Source organism: Pseudonocardia alni (genome assembly GCF_002813375.1).
In the GTDB taxonomy this organism is placed as follows: domain Bacteria; phylum Actinomycetota; class Actinomycetes; order Mycobacteriales; family Pseudonocardiaceae; genus Pseudonocardia; species Pseudonocardia alni.
In genome coordinates, this window is record NZ_PHUJ01000003.1 from 4,924,705 (window position 1) to 4,940,750 (window position 16,046).

The 16,046-nt window shown below is 74.4% G+C and carries 22 protein-coding genes; 16 read left to right on the forward strand and 6 right to left on the reverse strand.

Annotation, left to right across the window (positions count from 1 at the left end; genetic code table 11):
- The first annotated feature begins 10 nt into the window (after positions 1-10).
- Positions 11-925 (forward strand): YceI family protein, encoded by a 915-nt coding sequence (locus tag ATL51_RS24240; RefSeq protein ID WP_100880032.1) that lies wholly within the window; start codon positions 11-13, stop codon positions 923-925.
- A gap of 157 nt (positions 926-1,082) precedes the next feature.
- Here the strand turns inward: ATL51_RS24240 and ATL51_RS24245 are convergent, their stop codons facing one another.
- Genes ATL51_RS24245 through ATL51_RS24255 form a run of 3 tightly spaced genes read right to left on the reverse strand, consistent with a single transcriptional unit; the run spans position 1,083 to position 2,791 of the window.
- Positions 1,083-1,544, reverse strand: a complete 462-nt coding sequence (locus ATL51_RS24245) for a tRNA (cytidine(34)-2'-O)-methyltransferase (RefSeq protein WP_100880033.1) — start codon at positions 1,542-1,544, stop codon at positions 1,083-1,085.
- Between the two features lie 3 nt (positions 1,545-1,547).
- Entirely contained in the window at positions 1,548-1,934 is a 387-nt protein-coding gene (locus tag ATL51_RS24250) for a VOC family protein (RefSeq protein ID WP_100880034.1), read from the reverse strand.
- Positions 1,931-2,791: a helix-turn-helix domain-containing protein gene (locus tag ATL51_RS24255; protein ID WP_100880035.1), complete on the reverse strand. Its 861-nt coding sequence runs from the start codon at positions 2,789-2,791 to the stop codon at positions 1,931-1,933. Before ATL51_RS24255 ends, ATL51_RS24250 begins: the two co-directional genes overlap by 4 nt.
- A gap of 482 nt (positions 2,792-3,273) precedes the next feature.
- Between ATL51_RS24255 and ATL51_RS24260 the strand changes: the two genes are divergently transcribed.
- The 10 genes from ATL51_RS24260 (at position 3,274) to ATL51_RS24305 (ending at position 9,957) form a co-directional block, all read left to right on the forward strand.
- Entirely contained in the window at positions 3,274-4,176 is a 903-nt protein-coding gene (locus ATL51_RS24260; RefSeq protein WP_100880036.1) for a hypothetical protein, read from the forward strand.
- Positions 4,169-5,401: an SRPBCC family protein gene (locus ATL51_RS24265; protein ID WP_100880037.1), complete on the forward strand. Its 1,233-nt coding sequence runs from the start codon at positions 4,169-4,171 to the stop codon at positions 5,399-5,401. The genes ATL51_RS24260 and ATL51_RS24265 overlap by 8 nt, the downstream gene beginning before the upstream one ends.
- 36 nt (positions 5,402-5,437) lie before the next feature.
- Positions 5,438-5,827, forward strand: coding sequence for a gas vesicle protein GvpJ (gene gvpJ / locus ATL51_RS24270; protein ID WP_100880038.1), 390 nt, complete (start codon positions 5,438-5,440; stop codon positions 5,825-5,827).
- Positions 5,824-6,576, forward strand: coding sequence for a GvpL/GvpF family gas vesicle protein (locus ATL51_RS24275; RefSeq protein WP_100880039.1), 753 nt, complete (start codon positions 5,824-5,826; stop codon positions 6,574-6,576). The genes gvpJ and ATL51_RS24275 overlap by 4 nt, the downstream gene beginning before the upstream one ends.
- Complete coding sequence (locus ATL51_RS24280; RefSeq protein WP_100880040.1) at positions 6,576-6,818, forward strand: gas vesicle protein GvpG; 243 nt, start codon at positions 6,576-6,578, stop codon at positions 6,816-6,818. Before ATL51_RS24275 ends, ATL51_RS24280 begins: the two co-directional genes overlap by 1 nt.
- Positions 6,819-6,978: 160 nt before the next feature.
- Positions 6,979-7,998: a gas vesicle protein GvpO gene (gene gvpO, locus ATL51_RS29590; RefSeq protein ID WP_301549170.1), complete on the forward strand. Its 1,020-nt coding sequence runs from the start codon at positions 6,979-6,981 to the stop codon at positions 7,996-7,998.
- A 9-nt stretch (positions 7,999-8,007) separates the two neighbouring features.
- Positions 8,008-8,715, forward strand: a complete 708-nt coding sequence (locus ATL51_RS29940) for a gas vesicle protein (RefSeq protein WP_392567385.1) — start codon at positions 8,008-8,010, stop codon at positions 8,713-8,715.
- Between the two features lie 3 nt (positions 8,716-8,718).
- Complete coding sequence (locus tag ATL51_RS24295) at positions 8,719-9,462, forward strand: GvpL/GvpF family gas vesicle protein (RefSeq protein WP_100880041.1); 744 nt, start codon at positions 8,719-8,721, stop codon at positions 9,460-9,462.
- Positions 9,459-9,668 (forward strand): gas vesicle protein, encoded by a 210-nt coding sequence (locus ATL51_RS24300; protein ID WP_062401191.1) that lies wholly within the window; start codon positions 9,459-9,461, stop codon positions 9,666-9,668. Before ATL51_RS24295 ends, ATL51_RS24300 begins: the two co-directional genes overlap by 4 nt.
- The gene (locus ATL51_RS24305) at positions 9,658-9,957 is read left to right on the forward strand and encodes a gas vesicle protein K (protein ID WP_073578104.1); all 300 of its coding nucleotides are present in this window, start codon (positions 9,658-9,660) and stop codon (positions 9,955-9,957) included. Before ATL51_RS24300 ends, ATL51_RS24305 begins: the two co-directional genes overlap by 11 nt.
- Here ATL51_RS24305 and ATL51_RS29945 read toward each other — a convergent pair.
- Positions 9,872-10,357 carry a PadR family transcriptional regulator gene (locus tag ATL51_RS29945; protein ID WP_100880042.1) on the reverse strand — a complete coding sequence of 162 codons (486 nt, stop codon included), beginning with the start codon at positions 10,355-10,357 and terminating at the stop codon, positions 9,872-9,874. The genes ATL51_RS24305 and ATL51_RS29945 overlap by 86 nt on opposite strands.
- A gap of 21 nt (positions 10,358-10,378) precedes the next feature.
- On the opposite strand from ATL51_RS29945, the gene ATL51_RS24315 reads away from it, so the two are divergent.
- Complete coding sequence (locus tag ATL51_RS24315) at positions 10,379-10,816, forward strand: hypothetical protein (protein WP_100880043.1); 438 nt, start codon at positions 10,379-10,381, stop codon at positions 10,814-10,816.
- A 2-nt stretch (positions 10,817-10,818) separates the two neighbouring features.
- Here the strand turns inward: ATL51_RS24315 and ATL51_RS24320 are convergent, their stop codons facing one another.
- Positions 10,819-11,340: an amino-acid N-acetyltransferase gene (locus ATL51_RS24320; protein WP_100880044.1), complete on the reverse strand. Its 522-nt coding sequence runs from the start codon at positions 11,338-11,340 to the stop codon at positions 10,819-10,821.
- Positions 11,341-11,392: 52 nt separating this feature from the next.
- Between ATL51_RS24320 and rimO the strand changes: the two genes are divergently transcribed.
- The 4 genes from rimO to ATL51_RS24340 all read left to right on the forward strand — a co-directional run bounded on the left by rimO (position 11,393) and on the right by ATL51_RS24340 (position 15,045).
- Positions 11,393-12,889 carry a 30S ribosomal protein S12 methylthiotransferase RimO gene (rimO, locus tag ATL51_RS24325; RefSeq protein WP_100880045.1) on the forward strand — a complete coding sequence of 499 codons (1,497 nt, stop codon included), beginning with the start codon at positions 11,393-11,395 and terminating at the stop codon, positions 12,887-12,889.
- On the forward strand, positions 12,886-13,500 hold the full coding sequence (pgsA, locus tag ATL51_RS24330; RefSeq protein WP_100880046.1) for a CDP-diacylglycerol--glycerol-3-phosphate 3-phosphatidyltransferase: 615 nt from the start codon (positions 12,886-12,888) through the stop codon (positions 13,498-13,500). Before rimO ends, pgsA begins: the two co-directional genes overlap by 4 nt.
- A gap of 135 nt (positions 13,501-13,635) precedes the next feature.
- Positions 13,636-14,007: a helix-turn-helix domain-containing protein gene (locus tag ATL51_RS24335; protein WP_073578100.1), complete on the forward strand. Its 372-nt coding sequence runs from the start codon at positions 13,636-13,638 to the stop codon at positions 14,005-14,007.
- Between the two features lie 189 nt (positions 14,008-14,196).
- Positions 14,197-15,045, forward strand: coding sequence for a PspA/IM30 family protein (locus ATL51_RS24340; protein ID WP_073578099.1), 849 nt, complete (start codon positions 14,197-14,199; stop codon positions 15,043-15,045).
- A gap of 120 nt (positions 15,046-15,165) precedes the next feature.
- Here ATL51_RS24340 and ATL51_RS24345 read toward each other — a convergent pair whose 3' ends face one another.
- Positions 15,166-16,041 (reverse strand): DNA-formamidopyrimidine glycosylase family protein, encoded by an 876-nt coding sequence (locus ATL51_RS24345; RefSeq protein ID WP_100880047.1) that lies wholly within the window; start codon positions 16,039-16,041, stop codon positions 15,166-15,168.
- Between the last annotated feature and the right edge of the window lie 5 nt (positions 16,042-16,046).

The window sequence follows — 16,046 nt, forward strand, 5'->3', positions numbered from 1 at the left end:
ACCGCACGTCGTGCTGCCCGTCGTCGCCGGGCAGGGGAGGTTCTGGCTGGTGTTCTGGAGGAAGAAGGACCGTCGTCGCCCGGCGCGGGGCACCACCGACCGGCACGCGCTCGTCCCGATTCCGCTGACCGGCGGCGTGCTGTCCGGCCAGGTCCGCGACCAGCAGGGCGGTGCCCTGGCCGGTACCGAGGTGTCCGTGATGGACCCCGCCGACCGGCGTGCGGTGTACGTCGAGACCGACCCGTTCGGCCGGTTCGCCGCGTCGCTGATGCCCGGCCGGTACCGGGTGCGCGTCGAGGCGGGCGGCTACCAGCAGGTCACCGACGTCGTCGAGGTGTCCTGGGGCGAGCACGCCGACATGGGCCACATCGTCCTCGGCGAGGACCCGGCGCTGCGCCCGCCGCGCCCCGGCGTCTTCGTGATCGACGGCGACCACAGCTCGGTGCGCTTCGTCGCCCGGCACATCGGCATGTCCAAGGTGTACGGCCGGTTCAACCGGTTCCAGGGCCAGATCCGGATCGCCGAGCCGTTCGAGGAGTCCTCGGTCGACGTCGTGATCGACGCGGCGAGTGTCGACACCAACGTCCCCGCCCGGGACACCCACCTGCGCTCGGCCGACTTCCTCGACGTCGAGCGCTTCCCCGAGCTCCGTTTCTCCAGCGTGCGCTTCGTCGCGCACGGCGGGAACCGGTGGACCGTGGACGGCGACCTCACGCTGCACGGCCTCACCAGCGACGTCTCGCTGGACACCACGTTCCTGGGCGCCGCGGAGTGGAACGGTGACCGGGTCGGCGCGATCGCCACCACCCAGCTGCACCGCGAGCACTACACGCTCAACTGGCAGCAGACCATCGCCAAGGGCCTGCCCGTGGTCGGGTCGACGATCCAGATCCAGCTCGACGTGCAGGCGATCCGGCAGTCCTGACCTCCGGTGCTCGGTACCCCGGGAGCGTGAGGGCCGTCGCGGCGGTCGCGGCCCGGTGCTCGGCGAGCCCGGGAGCGGCCGCGGCGACGGATCGGGGACCCGCCTTACGACCTGCTGCGGATCCTCGACACCGGGATCGCCCGGTTCCTCGACGGGATCAGCTGAACCCCTGCTGCCGCCACGCCTCGTAGACGGCGACGGCGGCGGCGTTGGCCAGGTTCAGCGAGCGGTTCGACGACCGCATGGGCAGTGCCACCGTGCCCGTCACCCAGTCCGCGCCCGCCACCTCCGGCGGCAGCCCGGTCGACTCGCGGCCGAACAGCAGCACGTCCTCGTCGGAATAGGCGACGTCGGTGTAGCGGACCGGCGCGCCCGGCACGAACGCGAACACCCGTGCCCCCGCGGCGCGCACCCAGCCGGCGAACGCGGCCGTGTCGTCGTGCACGACGACCTCGGCGAGGTCGGCGTAGTCGAGCCCGGCCCGGCGCACCGCGCGCTCGTCGAGGGAGAAGCCGAGCGGCCGGACCAGGTGCAGCTCGGCGCCGGTGTTCGCGGCGAGCCGGATCGCGTTGCCGGTGTTGGGCGGTATCTCCGGGGTGTGCAGGGCGAGGCGGACCACGCGCTACTCGTACCAGGTGCCCCCGCTCCAGTGGTTGCCGTCCGGGTCGGCGACTGCGAACACGCGGCTGCCGTCGTCGGCGTCGAAGGGCGCGTGCACGACGGTGGCACCGGCCGCGACGGCGCGGGCGAACAGGGCGTCCGGGTCGTCGCAGACGAGGTGGACGGCCGCGCCGCCGGGTGGGCGGCACCCGTCGTGGGCGGGGCCGAGCAGCACGGCGGCGGGGGCACCGGTGGACCCGGTGCGCACCAGCTCGGCGTGGACGATCGCGCCGTCGTCGCCGGTGTGGACGGCGCGCTCGGTGAAGTCCGGTGCCGAGGTCAGGAACGTGACCAGGACGCGCGGGCCGGGGCTGGACAGACTGGGCCAGAGGCCGGGCCGGTCGCTCATGGGGGCGAGGGTGCCGGGGACGGGCGCCGCGGTCGTGGACGAATCGGAGCCGCCGGCCGGACCCGCTCGGCCCGCCAGGTGAGCGCGGTGGTGCCCGCGAGGTCGCGGAAGTCGCGGGCCAGGTGCTGCTGGTCGGCGTAGCCGCAGATCGCGGCCAGCTCGGCGAGCGGGGGAGCCGACGGGCGGCGCAGCAGCGTGCACGTCCGCTCGAACCGGAGGACCCGTGCCGCGGCCTTCGTCGCGAGCCCGGTCTCGCGTCGTAGCCGCTCACCGAGGTGGCGCTGCGACCAGCCGACCTCCCCGGCGACGTCCGCGACGCGCGCGGTCCCGCCGCTGCGGGCCAGCAGCTCCCAGGCGCGCACCACCTCCGGCGGCGGGTCGCCCGGACGGTCCCGGGCCTCGGCGACGGCGCACAGTGCGGTGTCGAGCAGTGCGCAGCGCCCCGCCCACCCCGGCTCGGCGCGCAGCCGGTCCAGCAGGGTGTCCAGGCCGGGGAGGAGCAGTGCGAGGTCGACCACGTCGCCGGCCAGCTCGCCGGCGGGCAGCCCGAGCAGCGTGCGGGCGCCGCGCCAGGTCATCTCCAGCTGCATCCCGGCCTGCCGGGTGCCGGTCGCGAGCACCGCGGGTGCGGCGTGCAGGCCGGCAGCCGAGGCGGTGAACCGGCCCGGGCCGCGTCGCGGATCCGGGGCGGCGAGCAGGTCGACCGCACCGTCCAGGCAGAGCACGACGGTCAGGTGGGCGCTCGACACGCCCTGGTGCGTCCCCGCCGGGCCCGCGGGGGAGGACCAGCACCAGATCCCGGACACGAGCGGGCGCAGACGGGCGGAGGTACGCCAGCGGCGGGCCCCGTCGGACATGCGGGCCAGGGTAGCGCCGCCGGGACGGGGCGGCCGGGAGTCCGGAACGGACGGTCGTCGGCGACGCCGGGACGCGCCCGCGCCGCCAGGTGTTCCGTGGTCGTTCGTCGAACGGTCGACGGGGTCCACCGGGGGTGCCCGGCGATCCTGAGAACGGCCGCGGGGCCGAAAAGTGAGCGGTTGTCGCACCCGGCCGTCCGCCGTAGCGGACAGGGCCCTTCACGGAATGGATCTTAGAGCGGTCGTCGCCCAATCGCTCCGTTCGGACGAAACATTTCCTTAATCGATCCCACGTCCATTCGATCACCGTGGTGATCGAATGGTCACCGGATGGGCAAGATCGGAATTGCACGATCTTCCGATCCGTATTCGTCGGGGGAGGCAGATCGGTTCGTGGTGTGTCATGGTTCCGATTCAGGGTGGGGAACGCGGGGCGTTCCGGAGTGCTGTCCGGTAATCGCTCAATGGAGAGGGACGGGGTCATGAGCAACGCCTCCAAGATCGGAATGGCCGTCGTCGGCGGCTATGTGTTGGGAAGAACGAAGAAGGCCAAGCTGGCGATCATGCTCGGGGGTGCGCTCGCCGGGCGGAAACTGAATCTGACGCCTGCCGGAATCGTGTCGCAGGCGTCGAAGGTGGTGGCGGGGTCGCCGGAGCTGACCCGGCTGTCCGACGCCGTGCGTGGCCGGCTGTTCGAGGCGGGTAAACAGGCCGCGGTGTCCGCGGCCGGCAACCGGCTCGAGGCGCTGACCAGCTCGCTCGTCGAGCGGGTCGAGAATCTCGGCAAGCCGGTCGAGGAGGTCGCCGGCGCCGCCGGTGACGCCGCCGGGGCGGGCGTGGAGAAGACCGGTGACGCGGCCGGTGCGGCCGTCGAGGGCGCCGGTGCTGCCGCCGGTGCCACCGGGGACACCGCGGAGCGCGCGACCGACGCCGTCGGGGACACGACCGACGCCGCCGGCGACGCCGCCGGGGAGGCTCCGGTGGTCGGCCGGGCCGCGAAGAGCGGCACCCGCGCGGCCGGGTCGGCGACGCGGGGAGCGGGCCGGGCGGTCGCGGGCACCACGTCGAAGGCGCGCCGTCCGCGGTCGGCCGACGCCGACTCCGAGGACCCCCCGCGCCGGCGGACCGGACGGTCGTCGGGCTCGGGATCGTCGTCGGGACGTGCGGGATCGTCGAGCCGGTCGTCGTCGGACGGCGCGGACTCCGACTCCGAGGGCCGCGCGGCCCCGGCCCGGCGGACCGCGCGGTCCTCCTCGGGCCGCAGCTCCGAGTCGTCGTCCTCCTCGTCCTCGGACTCGTCGGGCAAGGGCGGCTCGCGCAACGGCCGGGCGCCGCGCTCGGGCGGGCGTGCGACGAGGAAGTCGGAGGCGCGGGCCGATGGCTGAGGAGCAGAACGGCAGCACCTCGGTGCTGGACCAGCTGCCCACCGACCGCCTCAAACAGGCCGGGCAGCTGCTGTTGAAGGCCGCCGCCGACCGTGCGGTCGGCGCCGCGATGAACCAGGTGGAGGGACTCACCGAGCGGCTGACGGGCGTCGCCGAGAACGGCGGGACCGGTTTGGGCGCGGCTCTCGGCGGGGGTGGCTCGGAGGAGGGGGGCAATCCGGTGACGAACGCGGTGAAGGGCGGGTTCTCGGCCGTCAAGGACAAGGTGATGGGGGCCGTCGGGCTCGGCGGCGACGAGGACTCCGAGGACTCCGAGGGCGGCGCCGGCGGCGGTGGTTCCGGCGGGGGCCGCGGCAAGTTCACGTTCATGAACATCGTCGAGCACCTCGACGTCGGTGTCCCGGTGCGGGTCGCCTACGACCAGTGGACGCAGTTCGCGGACTTCTCGACCTTCATGAAGAAGGTGCAGTCGGTCGACCAGGAGTCCGACGAGAAGACGAACTGGAAGGCCCAGGTGTTCTGGTCGAAGCGCACCTGGAGCGCGACGATCATCGAGCAGATTCCGGACACCCACATCATCTGGCGTTCGCAGGGTGCCAAGGGCTATGCCAACGGGTGCGTGTCGTTCCACGAACTCGCGCCGAACCTGACCCGCGTCGTGCTGATCCTCGAGTACTACCCGGTCGGCCTGTTCGAGAAGACCGGCAACATCTGGCGCGCCGTCGGCCGCCGGGCCCGGCTGGAGTTCAAGCACTACGGCCGGCACGTGATGGTCGAGACCCTGCTCAATCGCGAGGAGCTGGAGGGCTGGCGCGGGGAGATCCGCGACAGCGAGGTCGTCAAGACCCACGAGGAGGGGCTCGAGGAGGAGCGCGACGCCGAGTACGACGACGAGGACGCCGAGTACGACGACGACTACGAGGACGCCGAGTACGACGAGGACGACCTCGACGAGGACGACCTCGCGGAGGAGGACGACCTCGCCGAGGAGGAACCGGCCGAGGACGACGACTACGCGGAGGAGGACCTCGACGAGGACGACCTCGACGCCGACGCCGACGCCGCGGACGAGGAACCGGCCGACGAGCCCGACCCGGAGTACGACGACGCCGAGTACGACGACGCCGAGCCGGAGGACGCCGAGGCCGGGGAGCCCGAGCCGGAGGAGGACGGCGGCCGACGGGCCGGGAGCCGTCGCCGTCGCACGGCGGGCTCGCGTGGCTGACCCGGCCCGGCACCTGCGAACGGAGGGACGGACACCGTGACCGTCAGCCATCGACAGGGGGGCGGCGGCCGGGTCGACCGCGCCCCGCAGGGCGACCTCGCCCAGGTCATCGACCTGATCCTGGACAAGGGTCTCGTCATCGACATCTTCGTGAAGGTCTCGCTGGTCGGGATCGAGCTGGTCACGATCGACGCCCGCATCGTCGTCGCCAGTGTGGACACCTACCTGCGGTTTGCGGAGGCCACCAACCGCCTCGACCTGCACCAGAAGGGCGGCAAGGACCTCGGCGAGGTGGTCAGCGGCATCTCGGAGGGCGGCTCGAAAGGGGTTTCGAAAGGAGCCACCAAAGGAGTGATCGAGGCGGGCAAGGAGAAGTTCGACGACCTCCGGGGTGAGCGTCGCTCGCGGAAGGAGAGGAGCGGGTGAGCAGTGCGACCTACGTCTACGCCGTCGTCGCCGCCGACATCGACCTGCCCGAGGGGCTGACCCCCGTCGGCGGCGGTGAGGAGGTGGCGGTGATCGACCACGGGCGGCTCGCCGCAGTCGTCAGCGACGTCCCGCGCGACGCCCCGCTGGGCAGCCGCGAGGACCTCCTGGCCCACGAGCGCACCGTGAACACCCTGGCCGGGAGCACGACCGTGCTGCCGATGCGGTTCGGCGGCGTCGTCGACGACGACCGCGCCGTCGTCGACGAGCTCCTCGCCGCGCACCAGGAGTACTTCGCCTGGGCGCTGGAGCAGCTCGACGGCTGCCGGCAGTTCGTGCTGGCCGGCCGCTACGACTCCGACCGCCTGGTGGCGGACATCGTCGAGGCCGACCGGGAGATCCAGGAGCTCGGTGAGGCCGTGCGCGGCAAGGACCCGGACGCCACGTACTACGAGCGCATCCGGCTCGGTGAGGCGATCGCGGGCCACGTCGAGCGCATCCGGTCCGACGACGCGGACTTCGCCGTGGAGCGGCTGGGCCCGTTCGCCGTCGCGACGTCGGTGAAGGAGCCCGCCGCCGAGGACGGCGCCGTCGAGCTGGCGCTGCTGGTGCACCGCGACCGGGTGGGCGATTTCGAGCAGGCCGTCGATGCGCTCGGCGACGAGTGGGACGAGCGGGTGCGGCTGCGCCTGATCGGCCCGGTCGCACCGTACGACTTCCTGCCCGAACCACCCGAGGCCGAGGGCTGATGGGGCTGTTGCGCGGCCTGCTCGGCCTGCCGCTCGCACCGCTGCGCGGCGTCGTGTGGGTGGGGGAGCAGCTGCAGGAACAGGCCCACGCCCGGCTCTACGACCCGGTCGCGGTGCGCCGGCAGATCGACGAGGCCGAACGGGCCTACGAGCAGGGGGAGATCTCCGAGGCCGACCGCGACGCGCGTCAGGAGGTCCTGCTGGCCCGGCTGACGGGGCGACCGGGGGACGGCCGTGGCTGAGCCGGAGGGCCGGTCGTCCGACGAGCGACCACGTCGTCGCGGGTCGGGAGAGCCGGCCCGTCGGCGGGACGGATCGGAGGCTCCGGTGCGGCGACGGGCGGGGGAGGCTCCACGACGCCGTCGGTCCGGGGAGGACGATGCTCCGCCGCGTCGTCGCTCGGTGGACGACGACGCCGCGCCGCGCCGTCGGTCGGCGGACGGGGAGCTACCGCCCCGGCGGCGACGTCCGGCCGACGGTGGGTCGTCGCGCCGCCGCTCCGACACCGCGCAGGACCGGGCCGCCGACGCGCCGTCGGAGCGGGGCGGACGCGGTGCACGGGACGGCGGGTCCGAGCGGCGTCGCGACACCGGCGAGCGGCCGGTGCGTCGTCGCTCCGCCGGGGACGAGCCCGCCCGTCGTCGCCGGTCCGGCGACGACGGTGCGACCGGGGAGCGGCCCGCGCACCGGACCCGGCCCCGCGACGACGACCGGGCCCCGGCGGCGCCGCGTCGTCGCCGTGACGACACGGAGGAGCAGCCCCCGCAGCGGCGGCGTCGCCCGGCGGGCGGAGGCCCGCGGCGGGGACGTGCCGGCCGCGACGAGCCGGACCGGGAGCCGGTGGGCGACCGGGACGAGGAGGTCCTGGACGACACGGGAGCCGACGACGGGACCGGGGACGAGGCCGACACCGATACCGGGGACGACCGGGAGACCGACCTCGACTCCCACGACGAGCCCGACGACGAGCCCGATCCCGATCCCGGGTCCGAGGAGGAGGGGGAGCCCGAGCCCGAGGGGATCGTGGACCAGCTCGGTGACGACGAGGAGGACGGCTTCGACGAGGACGACTCCCCCGAGGACGAGGGACCGGACGACGAGGTGACAGAGGGCGAGGAGCCTGAGGACGCGGAGCCGGAGGCGCGACCCGACCCGCCCCGGCGTCGCATCGGCGCCCGCGCGGCCGCCCGCGCCGCCGTCGAACAGATCGCGGAGATGACCGGCCGCGCACCGGAGGGGGTCACGTTCGTCCGCAGGCAGGACGACAGCTGGCTGGTCGGTGTCGAGGTCGTCGAGACCGAGCGCATCCCCGACTCCTCCGACGTGCTCGCCGTCTACGAGGCCGAGCTCGACGACGAGGCCGAGCTGATGTCGTACCAGCGGGTCCGGCGCTACCCGCGCGGCCGCGGCGACGACGACTGAGGGAGGACCATGAGCGACGCCGTCCGCTGGAGCAGTCCCGGTGCGCCGCAGCGCCGCACCGAGCGACCACCCCAGCAGTCGGGCACCGACCTGGCCGACATCCTCGAGCGCGTCCTGGACAAGGGCATCGTCATCGCCGGCGACATCCAGGTGAACCTGCTCGACATCGAGCTGCTGACCATCAAGATCCGGCTGGTCGTGGCCTCGGTGGACCGCGCCAAGGAGATGGGCATCGACTGGTGGGAGCGCGACCCGACGCTGTCGGGCGGCCGCGACGAGTTGGAGGAGGAGAACGCACGGCTGCGTGACCGGGTGGAGCGCCTCGAACGCCTGCTCCCCGCCGACGAGCGTTCCGCGCCGTCCGACGACACCCACGACGGTCCTGACGGGGCATCGGCCCGGGCCGACGACGCCGCCGTCGAGAGGTCGATCGACCGGGCCGTCGCCGACGCCGAGACCGACGCCGAGACCGACGGGACCGCCGCCGACGACGCCGCCGACGGACCGGCCGACGAGACCGATGACGACGGACCCGGCGAGGACGAACCCGGCGAGGCCGAACCCGACGACGGACCCGACCCGGCCGGTCACGGGGACCGGGCCGGCGCGGAACAGGACGGGGACGGACCCGAGGCCCCACCGCGTCGCACCCGTCCCGCCGCCACCCGGCGGCGCCGCACGACCACCACCCGTCGCCCGGCACGCGGGAAGGACTGAGCCGTGGACCTGACCTACGTCTACGCCGTGGGCGACGCTGCCCCGCCCGACCTGGCCGGGCTCACCGGCATCGGCGGCCGCCCGGTGCACACGGTGACCGGCGGCGACGCGCTCTGGGCCGCCACCGGCACCGTCCCCGAGTCCGACTTCGGCGAGAGCGCCCTGACCGCCCGGCTTGAGGACCTGACCTGGCTGGCGACCACCGCGCGGGAGCACCACGCCGTCGTCGACGCGCTCGGTGCGCGCACCGTCGTCGCGCCGCTCGCCCTCGCGACGGTCTACCGCGACGACGACCGGGTCCGCGCCGTGCTGACCGAACGGCACACCGCGTTCGCCGAGGTCCTGGACCGGCTCCGGGGCCGCACCGAGTGGGGCGTGAAGGCCTACGCCACGACGCGGCCGGAGCGCCGCGACGCCGGGCGGGCGTCGTCCGGGGCCGAGTACCTGCGCCGCCGTCGCCGGGAGCTCGACCGCGTCGCGGGCGACGACGACACCGCCCACGCCGCGGCGCAACGGCTGCACGAGGCGGCGGCGCGGGCCGCGGTGACGACGCGACGGCACCGGCTGCACGCCCCCGCGCTGACCGGACGCACCGAGCCGATGGTCCTCAACGGCGCCTACCTGGTCGACGACGCCGACCGCGACACCTGGCGCGCCGCCGTCACGGGGGCCGCGGACGGCGCCGGGCTCACCGTCGTGGTCACCGGGCCGTGGGTGCCGTACTCGTTCGTCGAGGAGGAGCGGTGAGCACGGGGGAGACCGGCCTCGCCCACCGCGAGGTCGCGCTGGTCGACCTGCTGGACCGGCTGCTCGCCGGCGGGGTCGTGCTGGCCGGGGACGTCACCGTCTCGCTGGCCGGGGTGGACCTGATCCGCATCTCGCTGCGCGCGCTGATCGTGTCGATCGCCCCGGCCGGGCGGCAGGCGGGGGAGGAGCCGCCCGATGACGCCTGACCCGCGCCCCGGCGGCCGGATCGACATCGACCGCGACGCCGTCCGCCGGGACCTCATGAAGCTGGTGCTGACGATCGTCGAGCTGCTGCGTCAGCTCATGGAGCGCCAGGCGCTGCGCCGCGTCGAGCAGGGCGACCTCACCGACGACGAGGTCGAGGACCTCGGCAGCGCCCTCATGCACCTCGAGGAGGCGATGGACGAGCTCACCGCGGAGTTCGGTCTGACCGCGGCGGACCTGAACCTCGAGCTCGGCCCGCTCGGTCCGCTGCTGCCCCGGCACCGCTCGTGACACCCCCGCCGGGCAGCACCGCCCGCACCGCCCGCACGTGCGCCTCGAACTCGCGGGTCCGCGACCGCAGCACCCGCTCCCCGCCCGGCGTCAGCCGGTACCCGCGGCTCCCGGCCGGGCGTCGCACCAGCCGGTTCCGTTCGAGCCGGTGCAGCGCCCGGTACACCGGGCCCGCCGACAGGGCCAGCGCGCCGCCGGAGCGGTCGAGCACGGCGTCGCGGACCGCGGCCCCGTCGCCAGGGGCGTCGTGCACCGCGCCGAGGAGCAGCAGGTCCAGCGTCGACCGGTCCGGTGGCCGCATGGCCGCGCTCCCTCCGCTCGTCGGCATGGACTGCAGCGTTCCCCCGCCCGGGAGGGCGGAAACCGACACACACCCGGAACCGAGAGGACCGATCGTCATGGCCGTCCCCGCGAGGACCCGATGAGCATCGCGACGCAGGAGGCCCCCGCGGTCCCGCAGGCCCCGGAGCCGGGCACGGCGACCCCGCCGGCGCCGCCCGACCCGATGACGCAGCTGCGCGCCGCCGGGGAGCGGATCCTGGCCGCACTCGTCGACCGGATCGCCGCGCTCGCCTGCGACCAGGTCGACCGCCTGGCCGACTCGCTGGAGCGGATGGCGGCCGACGGCGGGCCCGGTCTCGGCGCCGCGCTCGGCGCGGGCAAGGCCCTCGCCCGCGGTGACAACCCGGTGTGGGGCGCGATCAAGGGCGGGTTCGCCGCGCTCGGGACCGCGGCGAAGGTGCTGATCGGCGTCGTCGTGGCGCTGGCGCCGGTGCTGCTGCTGGTGGCACTGGTCGTCGCGATCGTCGCCGCGCTGGTCTGGGCCGTGGTCGCGGCGGTGAGGGCCGCCACCGGCTGAGGTCAGAGGGTGAGCAGCATCCGCACGTTGCCCAGGGTGTTCGGCTTCACGTGGGCGAGGTCGAGGAACTCGGCGACGCCGGCGTCGTAGCTGCGCAGCATCGCCGCGAACACCTCGGCCGACACCGGCGTCCCGTCGATCTCGGCGAAGCCGTGCCGGGCGAAGAACTGCTTCTCGAACGTCAGCACGAACAGCCGCTCCAGCCCGAGCTCGCGCGCGCCGTCGATCAGGGCGGCGACGATCCGGTGCCCGACCCCGCGGCCCAGCACCGACGGCGACACCGCGACCGTGCGGATCTCACCCAGGTCCTCCCAGAGCACGTGCAGGGCGCCGCAGCCGACGACCGTGCCGTCGACCTCGGCGACGAGGAACTCCGGGACCGCCTCGTACAGGGTCACGGTCTCCTTGGCCAGCAGCACCGTGCCCGCGTACTCGTCGACGAGCTCGCGGATCCGGCGGACGTCGCGGGTGCGGGCACGGCGGACGATCACGTCGGGAACCGGGGCGGGGACGGGCTCGGGCACGGCAGGAGAGCCTAGACCGGGGCCGTCGGACCCGGCGTCTACCCTGGTACCCGTGGCTTCCCCCGAGAACGCACCCCGGCGCGCCGCCCTGCTGACGCTGGGCTGCGCGCGCAACGAGGTCGACTCCGAGGAGCTCGCGGGCCGCCTGGCCGGGTCCGGCTGGGAGCTGGTCGACGCCGAGGACGGCAGCCCCGACGTCATCGTCGTCAACACCTGCGGATTCGTCGAGCAGGCGAAGAAGGACTCGATCGACACCGTGCTGGCCGCGTCGGACGTGGCCCGTCCGGCGGGGGCGAAGGTCGTCGCCGTGGGCTGTCTCGCCGAGCGCTACGGCGCCGAGCTGGCCGCCGACCTGCCCGAGGCCGACGCGGTGCTCGGCTTCGACGCCTACCCCGAGCTCGCCGAGCGCCTCGGCGACGTCCTGGGCGGGCACGCTCCCGCCCCGCACGTCCCCACCGACCGCCGCACACTCCTCCCGATCTCGCCGGTGGAGCGCCCCGCCGCCACCGCGGACGTCTCGGTCCCCGGTCACGACTGGGTGCCCGACATCGCGCGTACCCGCCTCTCCGGCGGGCCGGTCGCGTCGCTGAAGCTCGCGTCGGGCTGCGACCGCCGCTGCGCGTTCTGCGCCATCCCGAGCTTCCGCGGCAGCTTCGTGTCCCGCCCGCCGGCCGACGTGCTCGGCGAGGCCGCCTGGCTCGCCCGGCAGGACGTGCGCGAGCTCGTCCTGGTCAGCGAGAACTCCACCAGTTACGGCAAGGACCTCCCCGGCGGCACCCGCGCGCTGGTCGACCTGCTCCCGCAGCTCGCCGGGATCGACGGGGTCGAGCGGATCCGGGTCGCCTACCTGCAGCCGGCCGAGCTGCGGCCCGACCTGCTCAAGGTCATCGCCACCACGCCGGGCGTCGCGCCCTACTTCGACCTGTCGTTCCAGCACGCGTCGGCGCGGGTGCTGCGCCGGATGCGCCGCTTCGGGTCGCGCACCGACTTCCTCGACCTCTGCGAACGCATCCGCGCGCTCGCCCCGGAGGCCGGGATCCGCTCCAACGTCATCGTCGGGTTCCCCGGCGAGACCGAGGAGGACCTCGCCGAGCTGGAGGCCTTCCTCACCGGCGCCCGGCTCGACGCCGTCGGTGTGTTCGGCTACTCCGACGAGGACGGCACCGAGGCCGAGGGCTACGACGGCCACGTCGACCCGGCCGAGGTGCAGGCCCGTGTCGCGCGGATCTCCGCGCTGGTCGACGAGCTGATGGAACAGCGCGCCGAGGAACGCATCGGCACCGAGGTCGTCGTGCTCGTCGAGTCCGGGGAGAGCGACGAGGACGACTGCACCGGCCGCGCCGCGCACCAGGGCCCCGACGCCGACGGCGAGTCCACCGTCGTCGGGGCGGCGCAGGACGGCCCGGAGCCGGACTCGCTGCGACCCGGTGACCTGGTCCGCTGCCGCGTCGTGGACACCGAGGGTGTCGACCTGCTGGTGGAGGCCCTGGAACTGCTCGACCCGCGTGTGCCGGCCGCGGCCGTCCCGGCGGCCTCCGCAGCCGGATGAGCTCGCACCCGGCCGGGGGCACCGCCGGAGTCGGTGACCCGCCGCTGCTGAACATCGCGAACGCGCTGACCGTCCTGCGGCTGCTGCTCGTCCCGGTGTTCGTCGTCGCGCTGTTCGTCGACGGCGGCGAGGACGTGATGTGGCGGCTGGTCGCGTTCGCCGTGTTCGTGATCGCGGCGGCCACCGACCGGCTCGACGGCCAGCTGGCCCGCAGCCGCGGGCTCGTCACCTGGTTCGGTGCGCTGGTCGACCCGATCGCGGACAAGGCCCTGATGGGCGCCGCCCTGATCGGGCTGTCGATCCTCGGGGTGCTGCCCTGGTGGGCGACGATCGTGATCGTCGTCCGCGAGCTCGGCATCACCGCGCTGCGCTTCGTCGTGATCCGCCGTCGCGGGGTCATCCCGGCCAGCCGCGGCGGCAAGGCCAAGACCGTCGCCCAGACCGTCGCGATCGGGCTGTTCCTGCTCCCGCTGCCGGAGCTGCTGGGCCCCGGCGCCGCCGCGACCGCCGTGCTCGTCCTCCAGTGGGCGGTGATGGCCGTCGCGCTGGTGCTCACCGTGGTGACCGGCGCCGACTACGTCCGCAAGGCCGTCCGCCCCCGGACCGCCTGACCTGCGGGGACGATCCGGGGCCCGCGCGGCGTTGAGGTGTTCGCCGTGGGCGGACAGCGTCACGGCGCGTGGGAACCGGGGAAGTCGGTACGGTGAGACATCACCGGGTGTCCGGGGAGCAGTCGAGGAGGGCACATGCTGCTGCGGGAAGCGATCGGCAGTGGGCTGCGTGAGGTGCGCACCGCGCGCCGGCGCACGCTGCGCGACATCTCGCGGGCCGCGCGGGTGAGCCTCGGGTACCTCTCCGAGGTCGAGCGCGGGCGCAAGGAACCCTCCAGCGAGCTGCTCGCGGCGATCTGCGAGGCGCTCGGGGTCTCCGTGCCGGACCTGCTGACCATCGTCGCCGCCGAGATGGCGACGGCGACGTCCGCCGCGGCCGCGGGCCGTCGCGACGACGTGCTCGTCCCGATCGGGCAGCGGCACGCCGAGCTGCGGTTGGCCGGGCGGCCGGGTTCCGTGGTCGCCGCGCCGGCGTCCTCGGGCGGGCCGGTGGCCTCGGCCGCCTGATCGCACGGCCCGCCCCGGCCGACCGCTCCTGCGCGGTAGGGTGCGGACAGACCGGCAGCGATGCCAGGATGGACAGGGCCGGAGGTCCGGTGCCGACCACGGGGGGAACGCGGGGTCGGTCCGGGGTCCGCACGCCCGCCGTGGTGGCGGGCACGGTCGCGAGCGAACGCAGGCGGAGGACGCGCAGAGATGGCCAACGGATTCACCAAGTTCTTCAGCTATCTGTCGGCCCTGTTCTCGTCGAAGGTCGACGAGCACGCCGACCCGAAGGTGCAGATCCAGCAGGCCATCGAGGACGCGCAGCGCCAGCACCAGCAGCTGTCGCAGCAGGCGGCCGCGGTGATCGGCAACCAGCGTCAGCTGGAGATGAAGCTGAACCGGCAGCTGGGCGAGATCGAGAAGCTGCAGTCGTCGGCGCGGCAGGCGCTCGTCCTGGCCGACCAGGCCCGCTCCCAGGGCGACGAGCAGAAGGCCCAGCAGTACGAGCAGTCGGCGCAGACCTTCGCGACGCAGCTGGTGACCGCGGAGCAGGGCGTCGAGGACCTCAAGACGCTGCACGACCAGTCGATCGGTGCCGCCGCGCAGGCCAAGCAGGCCGTCGAGCGGAACTCGATGATGCTGCAGCAGAAGATCTCCGAGCGGACCAAGCTGCTCAGCCAGCTCGAGCAGGCCAAGATGCAGGAGCAGGCCGCGAAGTCGCTGCAGCAGATGAGCGAGCTCTCCGCGCCGCGCAACGCGCCCTCGCTCGACGAGGTCCGCGACAAGATCGAGAAGCGGTACGCGACCGCGCTCGGGTCCGCGGAGCTGGCCCAGAACTCGGTGCAGGGCCGGATGCTGGAGGTCCAGCAGTCGACCACCGACATGGCCGGCATGTCGCGGCTGGAGCAGATCCGGGCGTCGATGTCGGGGGCGCCGATCGCCGGGGGTCAGCAGGCCCCGCAGGTGGGCCAGGGGGAGGCGCAGCAGCAGCTGCCGTCCTCGCCGGCGCCGGCCCAGCAGCAGAACACCCAGAACCAGCAGCAGCCCGGCACCGCCTGAGCCGCTCGCCCGTTCCGTCCCGTCCGCCGCGGTCCCGCCCAGGGACCGCGGCGGACGTGTGTCCGGGCCCGGGCGGCTGTCCGCAGGCCCGGCCGCCGGTGGCGCCCGTGGCAGCAGGGGTCAGCGGGTGCGGGCGGCGCCGGGTGGCGGTCGCCCGGGGGCACCGCGGCGCGGGCCTGTCGCCCGGCGCACCGGGCGCGGGGACGGTCCCGTCTGGCAGCGCGGGCACCAGTAGGTGACCCGGGCCCGGTGGTCGTCGCCCTGGTCTGCGGTCCGGATGCGGGTCCCGCACCGGCGGCACGGGCGTCCGGGCCGCTCGAACACCCAGTGCGCCTCGCCGGCGGCCAGCGAGCCGGTCGTCGTCTGCTCCGGGCGGTCCTTGTTCGACGACAGCAGCCGCCGCGACAGGTCGATGACCCCGGGCAGGTCGGGCACGTCGCGGACCGGCACCCAGGGCGTGAGTCCCAGCAGGAAGCAGATGTCGTTGCGGTAGAGGTTGCCGAGACCGGCCATGACCCGCTGTTCGAGCAGTACCAGCCCGAGCGGGTGGCCGGCCCGGGCGGTCATCCGGCGCAGCGCCTCGGCGTCGTGGCCGGGGCCCCAGTCCGGGTCGAGCAGGTCGGGTCCGAGATGACCGACGAGGGTGTGCTCGTCGTCGGTGGCGAGCAGCTCCAGGTCGTGCAGGGCGAACCCGACCGCGACCCGGTCGGCGGTCTCCAGCACCGCGCGCGCCTCGTGCGCGACCCGGCGCCACCGCATGCCCGGCCGGTACAGGTGCCAGGAGCCGTCCATCCGGAAGTGGCTGTGCAGGCTGCGGCCGTCGTCGAACCGGGTGAACAGGTGCTTGCCGACGGAGACGACGCCGGTCACGGTCAGCCCGGCCAGGTCGTGCTCGACCAGGCGCGGATGGCGCAGCTCGCCGCGCAGCAGCTCGTGCCCGGACAGCGCGGTGTGCAGCCGCTTGCCGGCCAGGTACACGGTGTCTCCCTCGGGCACGTCCG